Source organism: Nocardia sp. NPDC004568 (assembly GCF_040609955.1).
GTDB lineage: Bacteria > Actinomycetota > Actinomycetes > Mycobacteriales > Mycobacteriaceae > Nocardia.
This window is the reverse complement of record NZ_JBEXLL010000001.1, coordinates 171,388-188,984: the sequence shown is the minus strand read 5'-3', so window position 1 is coordinate 188,984 and position 17,597 is coordinate 171,388. Positions and strand designations below refer to the sequence as shown.

Annotated in this window: 22 protein-coding genes; 16 read left to right on the top strand and 6 right to left on the bottom strand. The window is 68.8% G+C overall.

The window, feature by feature from the left end; translation table 11 throughout:
* Positions 1 to 10: 10 nt before the first annotated feature.
* Both ABZV91_RS00710 and ABZV91_RS00705 read right to left on the bottom strand, forming a co-directional pair.
* On the bottom strand, positions 11 to 1,036 hold the full coding sequence (locus ABZV91_RS00710) for a transcriptional regulator (RefSeq protein WP_355233507.1): 1,026 nt from the start codon (positions 1,034 to 1,036) through the stop codon (positions 11 to 13).
* 185 nt (positions 1,037 to 1,221) lie between these two features.
* Complete coding sequence (locus ABZV91_RS00705) at positions 1,222 to 2,097, bottom strand: helix-turn-helix transcriptional regulator (RefSeq protein ID WP_355233611.1); 876 nt, start codon at positions 2,095 to 2,097, stop codon at positions 1,222 to 1,224.
* Positions 2,098 to 2,456: 359 nt separating this feature from the next.
* Between ABZV91_RS00705 and ABZV91_RS00700 the strand changes: the two genes are divergently transcribed.
* The 4 genes from ABZV91_RS00700 (at position 2,457) to ABZV91_RS00685 (ending at position 4,543) form a co-directional block, all read left to right on the top strand.
* Positions 2,457 to 2,750, top strand: a complete 294-nt coding sequence (locus ABZV91_RS00700) for a hypothetical protein (protein WP_355233505.1) — start codon at positions 2,457 to 2,459, stop codon at positions 2,748 to 2,750.
* Positions 2,751 to 2,873: 123 nt separating this feature from the next.
* Positions 2,874 to 3,377, top strand: a complete 504-nt coding sequence (locus ABZV91_RS00695) for a DUF2599 domain-containing protein (RefSeq protein WP_355233503.1) — start codon at positions 2,874 to 2,876, stop codon at positions 3,375 to 3,377.
* Between the two features lie 17 nt (positions 3,378 to 3,394).
* Complete coding sequence (locus ABZV91_RS00690; protein ID WP_355233501.1) at positions 3,395 to 4,054, top strand: NAD(P)H-binding protein; 660 nt, start codon at positions 3,395 to 3,397, stop codon at positions 4,052 to 4,054.
* A 123-nt stretch (positions 4,055 to 4,177) separates the two neighbouring features.
* Positions 4,178 to 4,543 carry a hypothetical protein gene (locus ABZV91_RS00685; RefSeq protein ID WP_245563992.1) on the top strand — a complete coding sequence of 122 codons (366 nt, stop codon included), beginning with the start codon at positions 4,178 to 4,180 and terminating at the stop codon, positions 4,541 to 4,543.
* A 75-nt stretch (positions 4,544 to 4,618) separates the two neighbouring features.
* On the opposite strand, the gene ABZV91_RS00680 is transcribed toward ABZV91_RS00685, so the two are convergent.
* Both ABZV91_RS00680 and ABZV91_RS00675 read right to left on the bottom strand, forming a co-directional pair.
* Positions 4,619 to 5,506, bottom strand: coding sequence for a helix-turn-helix transcriptional regulator (locus tag ABZV91_RS00680; protein ID WP_355233499.1), 888 nt, complete (start codon positions 5,504 to 5,506; stop codon positions 4,619 to 4,621).
* Between the two features lie 82 nt (positions 5,507 to 5,588).
* Entirely contained in the window at positions 5,589 to 5,807 is a 219-nt protein-coding gene (locus tag ABZV91_RS00675; RefSeq protein WP_355233497.1) for a DUF397 domain-containing protein, read from the bottom strand.
* 331 nt (positions 5,808 to 6,138) lie between these two features.
* Here ABZV91_RS00675 and ABZV91_RS00670 point away from each other — a divergent pair, with 331 nt between their 5' ends.
* From ABZV91_RS00670 to ABZV91_RS00660, 3 genes are all read left to right on the top strand, one after another.
* Positions 6,139 to 6,936 carry an SAM-dependent methyltransferase gene (locus ABZV91_RS00670; protein WP_355233495.1) on the top strand — a complete coding sequence of 266 codons (798 nt, stop codon included), beginning with the start codon at positions 6,139 to 6,141 and terminating at the stop codon, positions 6,934 to 6,936.
* 254 nt (positions 6,937 to 7,190) lie between these two features.
* Positions 7,191 to 7,445 carry a hypothetical protein gene (locus tag ABZV91_RS00665; protein ID WP_355233493.1) on the top strand — a complete coding sequence of 85 codons (255 nt, stop codon included), beginning with the start codon at positions 7,191 to 7,193 and terminating at the stop codon, positions 7,443 to 7,445.
* 119 nt (positions 7,446 to 7,564) lie between these two features.
* Positions 7,565 to 7,999, top strand: coding sequence for a CBS domain-containing protein (locus ABZV91_RS00660; protein WP_355233609.1), 435 nt, complete (start codon positions 7,565 to 7,567; stop codon positions 7,997 to 7,999).
* A 3-nt stretch (positions 8,000 to 8,002) separates the two neighbouring features.
* Here the strand turns inward: ABZV91_RS00660 and ABZV91_RS00655 are convergent, their stop codons facing one another.
* On the bottom strand, positions 8,003 to 8,422 hold the full coding sequence (locus ABZV91_RS00655) for a pyridoxamine 5'-phosphate oxidase family protein (protein ID WP_355233491.1): 420 nt from the start codon (positions 8,420 to 8,422) through the stop codon (positions 8,003 to 8,005).
* 157 nt (positions 8,423 to 8,579) lie between these two features.
* Between ABZV91_RS00655 and ABZV91_RS00650 the strand changes: the two genes are divergently transcribed.
* Genes ABZV91_RS00650 through ABZV91_RS00635 form a run of 4 tightly spaced genes read left to right on the top strand, consistent with a single transcriptional unit; the run spans position 8,580 to position 13,940 of the window.
* A complete protein-coding gene (locus ABZV91_RS00650; protein ID WP_355233489.1) occupies positions 8,580 to 9,878 on the top strand; it encodes an aminotransferase class V-fold PLP-dependent enzyme in 1,299 nt (432 codons plus the stop codon).
* Positions 9,875 to 11,152, top strand: a complete 1,278-nt coding sequence (locus ABZV91_RS00645) for a heavy-metal-associated domain-containing protein (protein WP_355233487.1) — start codon at positions 9,875 to 9,877, stop codon at positions 11,150 to 11,152. Before ABZV91_RS00650 ends, ABZV91_RS00645 begins: the two co-directional genes overlap by 4 nt.
* Complete coding sequence (locus tag ABZV91_RS00640; RefSeq protein WP_355233485.1) at positions 11,149 to 12,624, top strand: decarboxylase; 1,476 nt, start codon at positions 11,149 to 11,151, stop codon at positions 12,622 to 12,624. Before ABZV91_RS00645 ends, ABZV91_RS00640 begins: the two co-directional genes overlap by 4 nt.
* Positions 12,621 to 13,940: a pyridoxal-phosphate dependent enzyme gene (locus tag ABZV91_RS00635; protein WP_355233483.1), complete on the top strand. Its 1,320-nt coding sequence runs from the start codon at positions 12,621 to 12,623 to the stop codon at positions 13,938 to 13,940. The genes ABZV91_RS00640 and ABZV91_RS00635 overlap by 4 nt, the downstream gene beginning before the upstream one ends.
* Before the next feature lie 9 nt (positions 13,941 to 13,949).
* On the opposite strand, the gene ABZV91_RS00630 is transcribed toward ABZV91_RS00635, so the two are convergent.
* Positions 13,950 to 14,633, bottom strand: coding sequence for a phosphatase PAP2 family protein (locus ABZV91_RS00630; protein ID WP_355233481.1), 684 nt, complete (start codon positions 14,631 to 14,633; stop codon positions 13,950 to 13,952).
* Between the two features lie 92 nt (positions 14,634 to 14,725).
* Between ABZV91_RS00630 and ABZV91_RS00625 the strand changes: the two genes are divergently transcribed.
* The 5 genes from ABZV91_RS00625 to ABZV91_RS00605 are packed head-to-tail and all read left to right on the top strand — an operon-like array spanning position 14,726 to position 17,569.
* Complete coding sequence (locus ABZV91_RS00625) at positions 14,726 to 15,232, top strand: DUF6191 domain-containing protein (RefSeq protein WP_355233479.1); 507 nt, start codon at positions 14,726 to 14,728, stop codon at positions 15,230 to 15,232.
* Positions 15,118 to 15,741 (top strand): TetR/AcrR family transcriptional regulator, encoded by a 624-nt coding sequence (locus ABZV91_RS00620; protein WP_355233477.1) that lies wholly within the window; start codon positions 15,118 to 15,120, stop codon positions 15,739 to 15,741. Before ABZV91_RS00625 ends, ABZV91_RS00620 begins: the two co-directional genes overlap by 115 nt.
* Before the next feature lie 60 nt (positions 15,742 to 15,801).
* Positions 15,802 to 16,029 carry a hypothetical protein gene (locus ABZV91_RS00615; RefSeq protein ID WP_355233475.1) on the top strand — a complete coding sequence of 76 codons (228 nt, stop codon included), beginning with the start codon at positions 15,802 to 15,804 and terminating at the stop codon, positions 16,027 to 16,029.
* A gap of 23 nt (positions 16,030 to 16,052) precedes the next feature.
* Positions 16,053 to 17,159: an SPFH domain-containing protein gene (locus ABZV91_RS00610; protein ID WP_355233473.1), complete on the top strand. Its 1,107-nt coding sequence runs from the start codon at positions 16,053 to 16,055 to the stop codon at positions 17,157 to 17,159.
* A gap of 26 nt (positions 17,160 to 17,185) precedes the next feature.
* Positions 17,186 to 17,569: a cold shock domain-containing protein gene (locus ABZV91_RS00605; RefSeq protein ID WP_355233471.1), complete on the top strand. Its 384-nt coding sequence runs from the start codon at positions 17,186 to 17,188 to the stop codon at positions 17,567 to 17,569.
* The last annotated feature ends 28 nt before the right edge of the window (positions 17,570 to 17,597 follow it).

The following is a 17,597-nucleotide window of genomic DNA, read 5'->3' as shown; positions in this document are numbered from 1 at the left end:
GGCTCAGCCATCACGCGGCTCCCGGTGCGCCCGGACGGGACCGCGGACCCGCCGCGGCGAGCGGACGCGGCAGCCGGTGCACTCGCATGGCATCCGCCACCGTGCCGTCCCGTTCGGGGGTCGCATCGTCGGTTATCCGGTACAGGCCCGGAGGTTGCCCGCCGGCCCGGAGCCGGGCCAGGACGTCATGGGTGCGGCCCGCCAGTTCCGGCACCTCCGCGGTGGCGCCCGCGGCGACCGTTGCCATGGGACGCACCTCCGCGGCCTCGGCCACCAACTGCAGCACCTCGGCGCTCATCAGGCCCGCCGCGGTGCGATCGTCCGGGCCGGATCGGTCCGTTTCCAGCGGGATCAGCACCGTACCGCCGTCGGCACGCAGCAGCGACAGCGCCCGCGATCCCAGCGGAGTGCCCAGCGCGGCCTGTACCCGGCGCAACTTCCGGCGCGCCGCCGAATCCGCGGCGGGGCCGCCGCCTCGCTCCTCGGCGTGCGGCGGGAGCGCCAGCGCCACCACCTGGTAGGCCGGCGCCACCCGGAAACCGGACCGTTTCGCCAGTGCGGCCACGCCGTGCCCGCTCAGCAAGGCGGCCACCATGGTCTGCGCCGAGGTCTGATGCTCCCGCGCGACGACCCGGTGCTCGTCCAGATACGCCGCCGCGGCGGCGGTGGTCACCACCTCCACCACCCGGACCAGCAGCCGGGTCCCGTCCACCATGGCCTCGGCCCGCAATGCCGCGGCGGCGATCCGCTCGGCCAGGAATTCCACTGCGTCCCGGGCACATTCGTGGCAGGCGGTGAGCACGGTTTCCAGTGCCACCCCCTCGCGCGCCCAGCGCACCGCCGCGGTCACCACCGCCGGTGGCGCGGCGGCGGGAGCGGCGGGTTCGGGCGCGAGAACTTCGGCGATATCGGCGAGACAGCGCCGCACTGTTGTGGCCACATCCGCGGTCGCTCCGAAACGGTCGGGGCGCCGCAGATGCGCCACGAGTTCGGTTTCCAGATCCGTGCTCCCGGAATCGGCTCTACTGCCCACCATAACTACCGAACAGTAACCTCTCTCGCGGCCGGTCGATACGATCTACCGGGACTCCGGAGAGTTCATCAGCGGCCGGCCCGCGCTTTGGGTTCGATCACAAGACGGTAACGAGTTGCCCCCGGGGAACGCAAAACTCGGGCAATTCGGTGCGACGACCGGCGAACCGCCGCGGGCACCGAGACCGGTCAGCGCCCGGCGCCGCCCGGGTCCCGGCGGGCGGGCTGATCCATGATCCGAGGCTGGCGCCGGCGCAGAGCCGTCAGCAGGCCCGGCGTGTACTCCGGCGGCGCCGCGTGCACCGACAGTTGATTGGCGACCGCGCGGTAGGCGTCCAGGTCCGCCTGCTTGTCGAGATAGAGAGCCCCGGTGAGCTGCTGCAAATAGACGATATCGGGAAGATCCGCCTCGGCGAACCGCAGATAGGTGAACGCACCGTCGGCCAACGCCGGGCCGCCCACGTGGTCGGCCAGGATCTGTACCGTGATGTGCGGCTGCCGGGCCGCGGCCAGCAGCCGGTCCATCTGCGCACCCCATATCCTCGAACCGCCGATGCGGCGGATCAGCGCGGCCTCCTCCACGATCAGCCACAGATGCGGTGGATGCGGCCGGTCGAGGATGTGCTGGCGGCGCATCCGCAGTGCCACCCGCCGTTCGATCGCGTCCTCCGGCTCCCCCGGATGCGCCAGCGTCAGCAAGGCGCGCGCATAGTCCGGCGTCTGTAGTAGCTCCGGCACGGCGCGCGGTTCGTAACAGCGGATCACCTGGGCGGCCTGCTCGAGACCCAGGTACATATCGAACCATTTCGGCAGCCAGTCGTTGTCGCGGTGCCACCACCCGGAGGTATTGGCCTGCCGGGCGAGTTCCTGGAACGCGTCGAGCTCCTCGGAATCGGTCACCCCGTACAGCTCGAGCAGATCGACCAGATCACGTTCGCGGATACTGGTGCGGCCCAGCTCGAGTCGGCTGATCTTCGAATCCGATCCACGGATGTGATCACCGGCCTGCTCCCGGGACAACCCGCTGGCCTCGCGCAGCCGTCGTAACCGGCCACCGAGCACCATCCGCAGCACTGTCGGCCCACCGTCGGTCGCGGCTCGCGCCGTGAACGCCGGGCCGGCCGAGGTCTCCGCCTCCAACGCCGATCGCATTCCAGAAGCACCCATTATTCGAGTTTCGCATGGGAGCGGTGCCGGAGACCAAACGAAACACCCGTGGCGTGAACGACATTCACCGGAGAGCAGACCCACGAGCGGACTCGCCGAATCGGGTGTTGCGACGCGAGTCATCCCCGCCGTCCCGCTGCGGAAGCACGACCCCCGGGCGTGAACGTGGTGAACCGCACCGAGCCCGGGACGCGGCCTGCTGTGAATTCCCCAGACCCGCAACCGGAACATGTTCTCAGCAATGGTGCGAACTTACTGTGGCACACAACGGCGCCGACGGGGACGCCTGGAAGGAGACGCGGATCTTGGATGCCACGACACCGGCCACTGCCGAACGCGACGACATCGCCCGCGACCGCCTCACCCGCCGGATCACGGTGTACTTCGACGACAGCGCCGCGGGCAGCACCCTCGTTCTGGAGTACGCGGCGACCACTGCCGAAGCCTGGGAATTCACCTCCGCCGCATTGCACGCGGGACTCACCGTGACGGTGGACAACAAGATCAGGCCCGGTCTGCGCCGACTACCCTGTCACAGTTTGTGGCGCTGAGCCGCCGGCCGGGCGCGGCGCGCGCCGCACTCATCGGTACATCCGCGCCCTAGTGGCACGACCCTCTAGGCTCGGAGGCAGCCGGCGCGACGGGCGGGCCGGCTCCGAGGCGCAGGAGCGAGTATGCCGATCGAATCCGCGGTCCGCGCGGCCGGCGTATTGGCGATCCTCTCGGCGCTGGCCGCCACCGGATGCGCCAGTTCGAACTCCCGTATCGGGTCCGGCAGTGCGCCCGCGGCCACCACGACGACCACGATCACGGCGCCGACGGCCACCACCCCGACGACGCGCCCCACTCCCACGGTCGATCCGTACGCCGGGCAGCCCCTGATCGATCACCTCGAGTGGACCGAGAACGCCGACGGTCCACGACTCAGGGTCCACCCGACCCGGGCGGGCCGCGACACCACCTTTCCCGGATCCGACCTCCGTGCCTGGCGGGAGATCCGTACCGCCGACCCGGCCGCCGACACCCCGGGCATGTGGGATCAGTTCCGCTGCCACTGGGAGTGGGCCCGACTCATCGCCCCGGACAAACCCACCTGGAATCTCGAACCCTGGCGGCCGCCGGTGGGCTACGACGCGACCGTCGACGCCGCCTGCAATCCCGGTGGACCCGAACGCTGATCACGAAAGGACCTCGTATGCGCATCGTCATCGCCGGTGGACACGGCAAGATCGCCCTCCTGCTCGCCGAACTCCTCACCGGCCGGGGACACAGCGTCATCGCGTTGATCCGCAATGCCGCTCATGCCCCCGAGGTGTACGCGACCGGCGCCGAATCCGTGGTCCTGGATCTGGAACAGGCGGTGGTGACCGACCTGGCCGCGACCGTCCAGGGGGCGGACGCAGTGGTTTTCGCGGCCGGCGCCGGGCCGGGCAGTGGTGTCGCCCGTAAGTACACCGTCGATCGCGACGGCTCGGTCCTGCTCGCCGAGGCCGCGGAACGGGTGGGGACCCGCCGCTTCCTGCAGGTCTCGGCAATGGGTGCGGGACTGGCCCCGTCCGCCGGCACCGACGAGGTGTGGGCCGCTTATATCGACGCCAAGAGCCAGGCCGAGGACGATCTGCGCGGCCGTGACCAGGACTGGACAATCCTGCGCCCCGGCCGGCTGCTCGACTCCCCCGGTACCGGTTCGGTCACGCTGGCGCCGCCGCGGCTGGACCGGGGAGATATCCCGCGCGCGGATGTGGCCGCGGTACTCGCCGCACTGCTCGAGGCGGACCATACTGCCGGGCGCACCCTGGATCTGGTCACCGGCAGCACACCGATCGAGGCCGCGGTCGCCGCGTTGGCACGCTGATTCCCGGCACCGAAAACCGTTCAGAGGCAGGTAATCGATCGTGCAGATGTACTTGCATTTGAAAGCACCCGAGACCTAGACTCTTCCCACACCGCTATACAGGGGAAAACAAGGGGAGGCCGCGTGAGTGAGCCGACGACACCATTCGCCAGTGGCTTACTGCCGCACCTGCGGGAGAGTCCGGCGAATCCGACCCGATTCGCAACTACTCCAGCAAGAATCGATCCCGCCCCGATCGGCAAGCCGGCGAACGGTATTGATATGACGACATTCGGCCTCCACAGCGGCCACCCACTCGGCGATTCGACGCGCGAGAGCGCCGTGGAATTCGTTATCGACGCAATCGAATCCACCGGTGCGGCGACGCGTGACGATTTCGACATCGATCAGATCGTCACCACCGCCCACGCGTTGGCGGACGACTGGGATTTCCGGTCGCTGCGGCCGGATACCTTCTGGCGCGTCGCATCCACCTTCATCCGGGCCTGACGCAACTCCGCCCCGCTTGCCGTCTCGGTATCGAGACGGCAAGCGGGGCGGCGCCTTTCGCTACACGACCCGGCCTCACAGGCCTTTCGTATAGTCCGCGATGATCTTGCGTGACTCCTCCGGCGGCGCTGCCTGCACACTCAACCGGTCCATCACCGACAGGTACAGCGCCAGATCCTCACGCCGGTCCAGGTACAGCGCGCTGGTCAACTGTTCGAGGTAGACGATATCGGGAAGCTCGGTCTCGGCGAAGCGGAGAATGGTGAAAGAGCTTCCCGCGGCAGCATGTTCGCCCGCGGAGAAGGGGACCACCTGGATCGTCACATTCGGCAGCCGGGTCAGATCCAGCAGATGTTCCATCTGCGCCCGGTGCACTTCCCGGCCACCGACAGGGCGGTGCAGTGCCGCTTCGTCGAGTACCGCCCAGATGACCGGCGGGTCGGCACGATGCAGGATTTCCTGCCGGCGCTGACGGAACGCCACCCGGCGATCGGTATCGGAATCCTCATAACCGAGCGTTACCACCGCGCGGGCGTAATCCGGTGTCTGCAACAGACCGGGCACGAGGTGCGATTCATAGGTACGGATCTTGCTGGCGGCCTGCTCCAGACCGAGGTACGTGCCGAACCAGGGTGGCAGCAGATCGCCGTAGCGGTGCCACCATCCTGGTTCGTTCGCTTTACGCGCGAGTTCGAGAAAGCTCTCCCGCTCTTCCGGATCGTCGACGCCGTACAGCGTCAGCAGATCCCGGATATCCCGCTCTTTGAAACTCGTCCGGCCCAGCTCGAGCCGGCTGATCTTCGCATGGGAACCGCGGATGGCGTCACCCGCGGCTTCTCGGGTGATCTTCTTGCTCTCGCGCAGTTTGCGTAACTGGCCGCCCAGAGCGATACGTAGAACCGTGGGGCCGCGTTCCGCCTCGACGGATTGCCTACCACCACGGTTCTCGGGCTCTGCGATCATGGAGTCGTCTCCGATTTCGGGTTAACCCACGGTGCGCCGCTCAACGGATCGGGCGCACCACGCCGACGGCCCATGTTACCTCTCAACCCGCCAGATCGTCGAACTCTCCGGCTTTGGCGCCCAGCAGAAAAGCCTCGATCTCCGGGCGCGTGTAGAAGATCACCCCACCGTCGGGGAAGCGCGAGTTACGCATGGCCACCAGATCGTTGGCCGCCTCGGCGAACTCGACACAGTTCCCGCTCGGGTTGCTGAAGGTGCTCTTCCGCCAGGCTCCGATCACCTGGTTCGTTACTTCCGACATAGGACCCACTCCTTGCTCATGGTCGCTGACGCCACTGTCGCATACCGTCGGTCCTTACAGATGCAAACGCAGGTGTTCTTGCATCTGCACCGACATCAGGACGATAGCACGAAGTTCGCCACGCCGCGTTCACAGACCCCCGGCACCGGCGACCATGCCCCTGACCTGCGCTCGAACGCCGGAGGCGGAGTCGTCTCGCACTGCGCCGAGTGACGGGACCGGCCGCGGCGAGTCTTGTACTGTCACAGTGGACATCGGTGTCACCAGCAGTCGGGCCCACCGCCGGCCTCCGCGCCGGCGCGCTCCGACCATGACCGCCCAGGAGTCCGCCATGTCCGACGAGCACAGGCCCGCGATCCGCACCGATATCCCGCACTCCGCCCGCATCTGGAACTACTGGATGGGCGGCAGGGACTACTACGAGGTCGATCGCATCGCCGGTGACGCCGGGATCGCGGTCGATCCGGAGATCACCACCATGGCCGTCCGATCCCGGCAGTTCCTCATCAGAGCCGTGCGATTCCTGGCCGCGGAGAAGGGAATTCGCCAATTCCTCGATATCGGCACCGGCCTGCCGACCATGCAGAACACGCACGAGGTGGCCCAGCGGATCGCGCCGGAATCCAAGATCGTCTACGTCGACAACGATCCACTCGTCCTCGCCCACGCTCGCGCGCTGCTGGCCGATACCACCGACGCGGGGGTCACCGTCTACCTGGACTCCGATTATCACCGTCCCGAGCTCATCGTCTCCGATGCGCGCCACGTCCTCGACTTCACCCGACCGGTGGCCGTGATGTTCATGGGCGTACTCGGCCACGCCGAGTCCTTCGCGGAGATGCACCGGATCGTGCACACGGTGCTGGAGGCCACCCCGTCCGGCAGTTACCTGGTCCTGTGGGACGGCACCGACGACAGCGCGGCGTATGTGACGCTGTGCCGTAACTACACCGACACCGGCGGCGTGCCCTATACCCCGCGGCCGCGGTCGGAGATCCGGGCCGTCTTCGACGGTTTGACACTGGTGGAGCCCGGCGTCGTCCCGATCGACCGGTGGCGTCCGGACACCCCGGGCGACGAATCCACGCCGCCGGTCTCCGCGTACGGCGGGGTGGCCCGCACACCGTGAGGGCCACCGCCGGCCCGCAACCGGATGGGACGCTCGGTGCGCGGCGGAAGGCGCAGTGCCCCAGCACCGATCGCCGCGGACGACACCGGCGACACGGTTCGCGCGAGTTCGTCTGTTGTTTGCAGATGTACTTGCATTTGTAAGTGACGGCGGCTTAGACTCAGGCGCACAGGAGGGGCGGTCCACAGCATTTCCTCGGCTGATTCGCCGGCCGGAGCTGTCGCCCCGCAACGTCGCATGTGAGGGGCAACCGAATGATCCAACCATTCCGAAGTCCCCATCGGAACGCCGTGGGCGCCGCCGGCGGCGGTCATTCGCTCGGGCACCACCCGGAACCGCTACGCCGCTACGCGGCGCCCGAAGCCGGTACCGACTGCAATTCCGAGCCGCCGGTACTCACCTATCGGCAGGCACGCGAGATCTTGCACATCCACGATGTGCACGGCCCCCAGTGTCGCCAATGGCTGGCTGCCGCCGCCTATCTCTCCGCGGGCCTCGACGACGAGTAGCCGGGCGCCGGCCCAACCCACCGCACGAACCCGAAAAAGAGCGGTCGATGCCGATTCGTGCTGGCGTCGGCGGCTCGGGCGCGAGATTCTGGAATCCCGCGCTCGAGTGGATGGTGACCATGCGAATCGCCGAGATACTGCGCAACAAGGGCAGCGCCGTGACAACCGCGCGTCCGGATCTGGATATCCGCGCGCTGCTCGCCCTGCTGGCCGAACACAACATCGGAGCCGTGGTCGTCTCTTCCGACGGTCGCCGGATCGCCGGAATCGTCTCCGAACGCGATATCGTCCGCGCCCTGTACCGGCACGGCGCGGCACTGTTGGATTCCCCGGTCTCGCGGATCATGTCCACCGAGGTCCGGACCTGCGCCCCCGACGACCACGTCGACGGGCTGCGCCGGATCATGACCGATCACCGGGTCCGGCATCTGCCGGTGGTATCCGGCGGTGAACTTGTCGGCATCGTGAGCATCGGTGACGTGGTCAAGAGCGCCATCTCCGAACTCGCCACCGAACGTGAACAGCTCGTCGAATACCTCCAGGGCGGCTACTGATCGTCAACCGAGGTCGGCGGACAACCAGCGCTGCGGCCGCATGAACACGACCACGTGCTCACCCAGTTCGGCCGCGGCGTAGGACAGGTACTCGTCCACTCGCTCGGGCGGCAGATAGCGCGCCACCATCTCACGATGCCGGTCGTCGGTCATCGGTTCGACCCGGGTGACCGGGCCCTCCACGCTGACATAGCGGACGGTCGGCTCGACACGCTCGGCCAGCAAACTGAACCGTCCCGCCGCCCGGATCCGCCGCATCTTCTCCGACTCCGGCCCGGTGAGCACCCAGAGCTCCCCGCCCGGCTCGTACCGGTACCAGATGGGCACGGTGAGCGGACCACGATCCGGACCCGCCGATACCGAGAGCGCGCCGATATGCGGCTCGGCCAGAAAGGCCTGACGTTCGTCGAGGGTGAGTGGCATACCCGCACCCTAACGCGGGTCACCGACATCTCCGGGGACCGCGCCGCGCATGCGCGGCGCGTGCGAAACCGGCTGCGCACCAAGCGCACTGGGCGAACTTTCCGACAATGAGTATCGTTGTTCGCAGTCCGGATGGATCGGCGGAAGGAGCGATCACATGGGATCACCCCTGCGCCGACCGGATCGTCCGCCCCACTCCGCCGGGGCTCCCGCACCGGTGCACCCGGCCACGGGATTACTCCCGCCGGAGGTCCGGGCGTCCTTTCCGGCCCTGGACGGCATCCGCGAGACCTACCTGGACAGTGCCGCCACGACGCAGAAGCCGCAGGCGGTGATCGACACCGTTCGCGACTATCACGCGACCGCTACCGCCAACGCCGCCCGCGGCACCTATCCCTGGTCGACAGCGCTCACCCACCGCATCGCCGAGGTACGCGCCGCGACCGCGCGTTTCGTGGGCGCCGCCCGGTCCGACGAGATCGTCTTCACCTCCGGCGCGACCGCGGCACTCAATGCCGTCGCGCTGTCCTGGGGGCTCACCGCGCTGGCCGACGGCGACGAGATCCTCTACAGCCCGCGCGACCACGCCGCCAATATCGCACCCTGGTTCCTACTGCGCGACACCCTCGCGCGCTTCGGTACCCGGATCGATCTCGTGCCCTACCGGGTCACCGCGACGGGGCAGGCCGATACCGCCGATATCGCCACGAAGCTGAGCCCGCGCACCCGGCTGCTCACAGTGACGCATCTGCATCATGTATTCGGCGCCTGCACCACTCTCGCCGAACTGCGCGATCGGATTCCCTCGCGAGTACGCCTCTGTTTCGACTGCAGCCAGAGCGGCGGCCACCTCCCGGTGGATGTCACCGCGCTGGGGGCCGATTTCGCGGCCTTCGCGGCGCACAAGATGTTCGCGGCGCCGGGCATCGGCATCCTGTACTGCCGGCAGCGGACACATGCGCGACTTCGGCCCTTCCTGCCCGGCGGCGGCACCGACGCGGTACTGACCGCCGCGGGGTTCGACACCGGCGAAATGCCCGGCCTGCTCGAGGGCGGTACCGCCAATATCCCCGGCATCCTTTCCCTGGGCACCGCACTCGAGGTGCTCGAGACCTACGGCATGCGCGCCGTCGCGGCGCACAACCGGGCGCTCACCCGGCGGCTGATCCATGGGTTGCGGACGGTGCCGGGGCTGACGTTCCTGCCGGGACCCGCCCACGCCCGGGAGGACGACGGATACGGAATCGTCTCGTTCACCCTCCGCGGGATCACGGCGGCCGATCTGGGTTTCGTTCTCGCCGAATACGGCTTCCTCGTCCGCACCGGCGCCCACTGCGTGCCCGAGACCAGGGGCGATCCCGAATCGGTGCGGGTCAGCACCCATGTCTACACCTGCCTCGACGATATCGACCGCTTCGTCGACCGCGTCCGGACCCTCGCCGAGGAGCTGTCATGAGCACGGAGATCAGCGCATCCACCGACACCACCACCCGGTACGACCGGCGGGCCACCGCACGGATCCTGGCCGGACTCGCCCGGCCCGGGCTGTTCGCCGCCCACCGGCCGGCCGGGACGATGCGGTTCGAGTACACCGCGACCGAACTGCGCCCCGAACCGGGCAGTCATCTCACGTTCTCGCAACGGCTGTACCTGGAGCGGTTCATGCGACCCTGTCCCGCCGACGCGGTCACCTCCGCCTCGCACCGGATGACCTGGGTGGACAGCGCCGGGATACCCAATACCGGGTTCTACCGGGACGACGGGCCGGGCCCGGTCGTACCGATCGCCGCCCGGGAAACCCTGCTCGCGCTCTGGCGGTCGATCGAGGAAAATACCGGCCTCGCCGATCGGATGGCGCGCCTCGACGCGACGGCGCTCGCCGTTCTGGCCGGCACGACCACCGACCACGAACCCCTCGACATCTTCCGGGTCGGAGTGGAATCCGCGAGCCGGGCGCTGGCCCAGCACGCGCTCATCGCGGCGCAGACGCCGTACCGGACGCCCGGTGAATTCGCGTGCGGACTGCGCGATTCCGGAATATTCACCGCGGTCGCCACCCGGTGGTTCTGGGAACTGCAGGCGTCGACCTATCGACGGGGGATGATCCCGGTGAGCCTGCGCGCCGAACCCGGCGGGTCGGTGCGCTACACAGCCGAGTCGATCGCCACGCTGCGCGCGATGAAGGAGGCGACCATCACCGACGCGCACCGGGTGATGGCCCGGGCGACCACCGAGGAGGGGCTGACCGTACCCGCGGCGATCGCCCGGTATCACGACGATCTGGATCTCATCTCACGGCAGTACGCCCTGCTCCCGCCCGGGGAGCAGCCGTCCTGCCCGGCCGCGGTCGTCCACCGTGACAGCGGTGCGAACTACAGCGTGCTCACCGAGGTGGTGCGGCGCTTCGTCGAGGTGTTCACCGACCTCGTCCCGTGTTGCGAACCGGTGGCGGTAGCGGCGCGGGAGGATATCGGCGCCGGCCCCGCGGCGGCGGAGGACCGCGTCTTCTACGTGCCCGATATGACCTGTAAACACTGTGTGCGCACGATCGGCGGAGTGCTGGAGTCGATGGATATCCGGGTCGTGGACATCGACCTCGACAGCAAGCGGGTCGTGGCGGAATTCCGCAGCCCGCGCAACCGGGCCCGCGCCTTCGAGGCATTGCGCGACGGCGGCTACAACCCGGTCGGCGAACGGCCTGAACCGCTACGCCCGGGAAGCCCCGGATGACGGTGCGGCTGCCCCCGGAATCCACCGGGCCGCCCGCCCTCCCGGCGCGCTGGGATCGGCTCGTCACAGCGTTCCTCGCCGATCGCGGTGCGCTCGACGAGGTGCTGGTCCGCTTCGGGACACCGGTGCATCTGCTGTTCCCGCAGGTATTCGCACGTAATATCGACCGGCTCACCGCGGTACTCGACGACTCACCCACCGGTTATCGCCTCTGCTACGCGCACAAGGTGAATCGGTCCCGGGCCTTCGTACGCACAGCCGCGGCGCACGGGATCGATGTGGACGTGGCCTCGGCCGGTGAGCTGGAATCGGCGCTGACGGCCGGATTCGACCCCGGCCGGATCGAGGTGACCGGGCCCAAAGGCGAGGCGTTCCTCCGTGAGCTGGTGGGCACCGGGGCGACCGTGAATGTCGACAACGAATGGGAACTGGGCAGGCTGGCCGATCTCGCCGAGCGGTCCGCGCCGGTCCCGGTCCTGCTCCGCGTCAGCGGATTCGCGGGGTCGCAGGTGAGCCGCTTCGGGATCCCGGTGCACCGGGTGGATCGCGCGCTGGAGGTGCTGGCGCGGCACCGGGATCGCCTCCTGTTCCGCGGTACGGCATTCCACCTCGACACCGGTGATACCGCCGAACGGGTACGCGCCGCCGAGACCTGTCTCGCGCTGCTCGAACAGGCGTACTCCGCCGGACTCGCGCCGTCGGTCCTGAACATCGGTGGCGGACTACGCCAGGTGTTCACCGCCGACGGCGCCCGGTTCGACGATTACGTGCACCGGCTGCGTGCCGCGCTCGCCGGTCACGGCACCCCCATGAGCTGGGGCAACAACACGTTCGGTTATCAGGTCGACGGCGGCGCGGTACGTGGGACACCGGTCTTCCACAAATACGCCAACACCGTGTCCGCCGCCGAGATGCTGGCCGGTTTCCTGGCCGCGCCCCTCGCCCGCCACGGCGGCCGCAGTGTCGCCCGGGTCGCCGCCGACAATTTGCTCGACATCTGGCTGGAACCGGGTAAAGCGCTCGCCGACCACGCCGGAATCACCGTCGCGCGGGTCGAATTCGTGAAGGAGGCCGCCGACGGCAGCGTGCTCGTCCACCTGGACATCAGCCGGGACACGGTGACACCGGCCGATCAGGAGGTGATGGCCGACCCTCTCCTGATACCCGGTGACGGGGCCGCGCCGGATGGCCCCCCGGTCGGGGTCTTCCTGGCCGGTCGGCTCTGTCTCGAAAGAGATCTCGTCACCACGCATACGGTCCGGCTGCCCTGGCTACCGCGCCCGGGCGATCTGATCGTCTTCCCCAATACGGCGGGGTATCACATGGATCTGTCGGCGGCCGCGGCCGCCATGCATCCTCCGGCGGAGAAAGTGGCGGTGACCGGACACGACGGGCGTTTCCTCGCCACACCCGATGCCGACTACCGGCCGCCGTCCTCCCCCGCCGACTCCGACGCACCCGAGGTTCCGTGACCATCCACCAGCACATCACCGAACTGATCGGTGACACTCCCCTGCTCCGCCTGGACCCGGCCGTGCACGGCCTGGAGGGGGTGGACCTGTACGCAAAACTCGAATCGCACAATCCGTTCGGTTCGGTCAAGGACCGGGTCGCCTGGGCGATGCTGCGCGACGAACTCGAGACACTGCGCGCGCAGCGCCGGACACTGATCGAGGCGTCCAGCGGCAACACCGCCAAGGCGCTGCGCATTCTCGGCGCGATCCACGGCATCGGGCTGCGCGCCATGACCAACCGGATCAAGGTCGGCGAGGTGCGCGATCTACTCCGGTTGATCGGCACCGAGATCGTCGAACTGCCCGGCCTGTCCGAATGCCCGGACCCCACCACGCCCAACGATGTGTACTCGGCGATCGACGCGGCCATGGCCGCTGAACCCGGCCGGTTCCGGCATCTGTCCCAGTACACCAGCGAGAAGAACATCACCGCCCATCACGACGGCACCGGCCGGGAGATCCACGAGGATCTCAGCGCCGCCGGAATCGAGCGGATCGACTATCTCTTCGGCGGCCTGGGCACCACCGGGTCGAGCCGCGGGGCGGGTAGCTACCTGCGGAAATTCCATCCCGAGCTGCGGACGGTCGCGGTGGTCTCCGAACGCGAGGACTTCATTCCCGGTATCCGGTCGGAACGGGAGATGTGGGAGGTCGGCCTGTTCCAGCCCGATTTCTACGACGAGATCCGCGCCGTGGGATCGGGCCCGGCGATCGAGGCCACGCTCGAACTCGCCACCGGATACGGAATCCTGGCCGGTCCCACCAGCGGCGCCGCCTACGCCGCCGCGCGCGAGGTCCTCGGACGCGAGGGGCGCGGCGGCGCGCGGACCGTCGGGGTGATCATCGTCTGCGACCGGCTCGAGCCGTACCTGTCCTATATCGAGCAGCGCCGTCCGGAACTGTTCGGCCGCGCCGCCGGCCCACCGCCGCCGAGCGCCGCCGAGATCGCCGCGGCACCACTGCTCACCCCCACCGACATGGCCGAACTGCTGCGCACCGCCCGGCCGGTGATCGTGGATACCCGGGGTGCCATGGCCTACCGGGTCGCCCATATACCGGGTGCGATCAATATCCCCGACGACCGCCTCACCGATCTGTTCGCGCACGGGACGCCGTTCTCCCGGGCCCACCCGGTGATCTTCACCTGCCCCACCGGCGATATCTCCCGGCAGTTCGCCGCGACCGCCTGCCGGACCGGCCACACCGCCTACAGCCTGGACGGCGGTATCGCGGGCTGGCGGGCGGCGGGCCTGGATCTGGAACGCGGCGGCTGAACGGCCGGGTCAGTGGCGGGTGTTCCAGGCGGCGGGGTCCGCGGTTCCGGAGCCGACGGCGGTCGCGGAACTGTCCGGGTCCGCCCCCGCATCACCGGCTCGGGTCCGCATCGCCACCCCGACCGCGACCAACAGACCACCGAGTGCCCAGCCGGCGAGTACATCCGTGGGCCAGTGCACCCCCAGGTAGATCCGTGAGAGGCCCACCAGCAGTACGAACACGACCGCCACGGCCGCGACGATCAGCCCGGCGACACGATGCGCGGTCCGCAGACAGAACAGGGCGGCGAGCACGCCCACCACCGCCGCGGACCCGACACTGTGCCCGGAGGGGAAGGCCGGATTGCCGACCTCCACCAGCTGCCCGGCCACCGGCGGCCGGGACCGGCCGATCAGCTGTTTCGAGACGGGCACCACCACGGCCGAAGCCGCGCCCACCCCGGCCACGAGCAGCAGATCCGCGTACGCGCCGCGGCGCAGCAGCACCGCGCAGGCCAGCAGCGCCAGCGTCCACATGGCCACCGATCCCCCGAGATGGGTGATCACCGTGGCGGCCGTGGTCAGCGGATCGGTACGCAGGGTCAACGCCCACTCGTGCAGCGGGCAGTCCACCTGGGCCGTGGCCTCGCCCGCGACCACATAACCGGTCGTCGCGGCGACCACGGCGAACAGCAGCACAGCGAGCACGACCACACGGTTCAGCGTAATCGCCTGCCGGTCGCCGGCCCCGGCTCGGTGGCGGCGAACACGCGGTCACCGCACCCCGGGGCGCTATTCTGAGATTCGTGGATGTCCTGTTCCTCGGTGCGCCCGTCGCCATGTTCCTGCTGGGGGCCGTCGCCGCGCTGCGGTGGGTGTACACCCGCTTCCCGAAGGCCGGGCATTCGACCGGCGAGCGCACTTCCACCCGGCTCGCGGCCGCGGGAGTCGAGGAGCTCACCGCCTTCTGGTACGGAAGCAAACGCGACCAGCTGGACCACCGCGCCGCGCAGACCATGATGCGCGACGAGGAATCCGACGGGGCGCCGCCGCGGGATCGGGTCGACCTCGCCGCCGGCCGGGCAGTGCTCGTGGCCCGGCAATCGGACGCGGCTGCCCGGATCCGACCTCCGGCCCACCTCGGCGGCGCCGTGACCACCCGGCACGGCGGACTACGCGAGCCCACTACTGTGGACGGGTGCATTCAGATCAGCGATCGGACGACAGCGGACCCCGGATCTGGGGTGGCACCACGCTTTCCGAGCGGAAGCAGGCGCGGCGTAGCGCACTGCTCGAGGCCGCACTGGATCTGATCGGTGAATCCGGCGCCGCCGGCGTCACCATGCGCGCGGTGTGTCGCCGGGCCAATCTCACCGATCGATACTTCTACGAGAGTTTCGCCAGCCGCGACGAACTGCTCGATGTCCTGTACCGGCAGATCGCCGACGATTTTCTCGATCCGATGACCGCCTTCGCGGTCGCCGACGACGCTTCGCGGGACCGGGCCCTGTCCGAGGCGCTGGTGGACAAGGTGCTCGAGGATCCACGCAAATCGCGCCTGTTCCTGGTGGAGCCCTACTCGAGCACCGGCCTCGGCCAGACCACCATCGCCGTCATGCCCGCCTTCACCCGGCTCATCCAAGACCATCTCTTTTCCCAGATCGATGATCCGGTCCGCCGCCGTCTCGCGGCCGTCACCATGGCGAGCGGGAACGCGGGCATGTTCTCGGCCTGGCTGAACGGGTCGTTGCGCGCCACCCGCGCGGAGATCGTCGATCACCTCGTCGCCATGCTGGGCGCCTACCGCAGTCTCTACCGGTAGGCCGGGGGCCGCTGGGGACCGTGCACGAAAACCACAGCCGGGCAGAGAGGTCTGGAAGAATTGCGCGACGAAGTGGTGGGATCGACCGGTAAGCTGATCTCGCCGATCCGAGGCCCCGGGACGCTGGGTGAGGTCCTGGTGGCCGTACGTGGGGGGACCGAAGGGTATATCGCGCGCGCCGCCGAGGCGATCCCGGCCGGGAGCACCGTGCTGGTCATCGCTGTCGACTCCGGTCGTATCGCCGACGTGGTGCCCTGGATAGCTCTCACACCGGACCCGGCGCCGTAGCAACACGACGCGAGGAGTCATCCGTGCTGGGTTATCACGTCCCCGACCCCGACGAGGCGATGCTGGTCAGCGGCGCCCAGAGCCGCGACGCCACCCCCTTCCGGGTGATCATCGGACGCGGCACGTGGGTGATGCCGTTCTTCCGCAAGGTGCGGTATCTGTCGCTGGCGATGTTCGAGGCCGAGATCAGCGAACGCTGCGTCACCAAACAGGCCATCGTGCTGCAGGTCCGGGCGGTCATCGCCTTCAAGGTCGCCAACGACACCGCGTCGATCGTGAACGCGGCCCAGCGCTTCCTGTCCGAACAGGAGCAGGAGATGTCGGTGCTGACCGGGCGGATCTTCTCCGGTCATCTGCGGTCCATCGTCGGCTCCATGACGGTGGAGGAGATCATCCGGGAGCGCCAGCGGCTGGCCGACGAGGTCCTCGTCGCGTCGAAAGTGGAGATGAGCAATATCGGCCTGTGGGTCGATTCGTTCCAGATCCAGTCCATCGACGACGGCAACCTCGGCTATATCTCCGCCCTGGCCGCCCCGCACAACGCCGCGGTGCACCGGGACGCCCAGATCGCCGAATCGCAGGCCGCGCAGCGTTCCGCCGAAGCCGAACAGGAATCCTTGCGCAAACAGGCCGAGTACGCGCGGGAGACCGCGATCCTCAAGGCCGGCTACCAGCGCGATATCGACAAGGCCCAGGCCGAGGCCGCGGCCGCCGGACCGCTCGCCGCCGCGCTCGCCCAGCAGGAAGTGCTCGGCGCCCAGGCCGCCCAGGCCCGCAAGGAAGCCGAACTGCGGGAACAACAGTTGCAGGCCGAGGTGGTGAAACCGGCGCAGGCCGAGGCCGAGCGGGTACGGATCCTCGCCGAGGCCGAGGCCGACCGCACCCGGATCCAGGCCGAGGCCGCGGCCTCCCACAATCGCATCGCGCTCGATCAGATGCTCATCGAGCAGCTGCCCCTCATCGTGGAGCAGGCGGCACGTGGACTGTCCAACGCCAACCTGACGGTCCTCAACGGGCCGGACGGGGTGGGCGAACTGCTCAACGGCATGGTCGGGCAGGGGCTCACCGTATTCAACTCGTTGCAAAAGGCGCTTTCGGCCACCGATGCGGAAAAACCGGATATAGAGTGACCGGCAGAACTGCGGCGAGGAGCGGTGTGGTGGCCAGCGGGAAATTGGTGTCGTTCGACGGATCGCGGGGTTTCGGTTTCATCCGGCCCGAGGACGGTGGACCCGACGTGTTCGTCCACGTCAACGATATCGGCTTGAGCGAGGACGAACTCCGGCAGGGCCGGGTGTTCGAATTCGATGTCACCGAGGGTGATCGGGGGCCCAAGGCGATCAACCTCCGGTCCCCGCGCGGCCAGCACGCACGGCCCAAACCGGCCGGCGAGGGTGCCCGGTTGACCGCCGAGGAGCACACCCGGCTGGTCACCGAACTCCTCCTGGACGCCTCCCCGGCGCTGACCGCGGGGGAGATCGTGGCCATCCGGGAACGGCTCACCGATTTCGCGGCCGAACAGGGCTGGATCGACGGCTGACAGTCGGATCCGAGGATCTGTCGGTTCG

Bases quoted from the DNA above. Each gene is read 5' to 3' on its own strand.
- ABZV91_RS00655 (WP_355233491.1), bottom strand. From the start codon at position 8,422: ATGCCACTCACCCTCGACGAACGTCAGGCCTTTCTGGCCGAGCCGCAT.
- ABZV91_RS00675 (WP_355233497.1), bottom strand. From the start codon at position 5,807: ATGTCGGAAGTAACGAACCAGGTGATCGGAGCCTGGCGGAAGAGCACC.
- ABZV91_RS00690 (WP_355233501.1), top strand. From the start codon at position 3,395: ATGCGCATCGTCATCGCCGGTGGACACGGCAAGATCGCCCTCCTGCTC.
- ABZV91_RS00670 (WP_355233495.1), top strand. From the start codon at position 6,139: ATGTCCGACGAGCACAGGCCCGCGATCCGCACCGATATCCCGCACTCC.
- ABZV91_RS00665 (WP_355233493.1), top strand. From the start codon at position 7,191: ATGATCCAACCATTCCGAAGTCCCCATCGGAACGCCGTGGGCGCCGCC.
- ABZV91_RS00680 (WP_355233499.1), bottom strand. From the start codon at position 5,506: ATGATCGCAGAGCCCGAGAACCGTGGTGGTAGGCAATCCGTCGAGGCG.
- ABZV91_RS00645 (WP_355233487.1), top strand. From the start codon at position 9,875: ATGAGCACGGAGATCAGCGCATCCACCGACACCACCACCCGGTACGAC.
- ABZV91_RS00705 (WP_355233611.1), bottom strand. From the start codon at position 2,097: ATGGTGCTCGGTGGCCGGTTACGACGGCTGCGCGAGGCCAGCGGGTTG.
- ABZV91_RS00710 (WP_355233507.1), bottom strand. From the start codon at position 1,036: ATGGTGGGCAGTAGAGCCGATTCCGGGAGCACGGATCTGGAAACCGAA.
- ABZV91_RS00695 (WP_355233503.1), top strand. From the start codon at position 2,874: ATGCCGATCGAATCCGCGGTCCGCGCGGCCGGCGTATTGGCGATCCTC.
- ABZV91_RS00650 (WP_355233489.1), top strand. From the start codon at position 8,580: ATGGGATCACCCCTGCGCCGACCGGATCGTCCGCCCCACTCCGCCGGG.
- ABZV91_RS00640 (WP_355233485.1), top strand. From the start codon at position 11,149: ATGACGGTGCGGCTGCCCCCGGAATCCACCGGGCCGCCCGCCCTCCCG.
- ABZV91_RS00660 (WP_355233609.1), top strand. From the start codon at position 7,565: ATGCGAATCGCCGAGATACTGCGCAACAAGGGCAGCGCCGTGACAACC.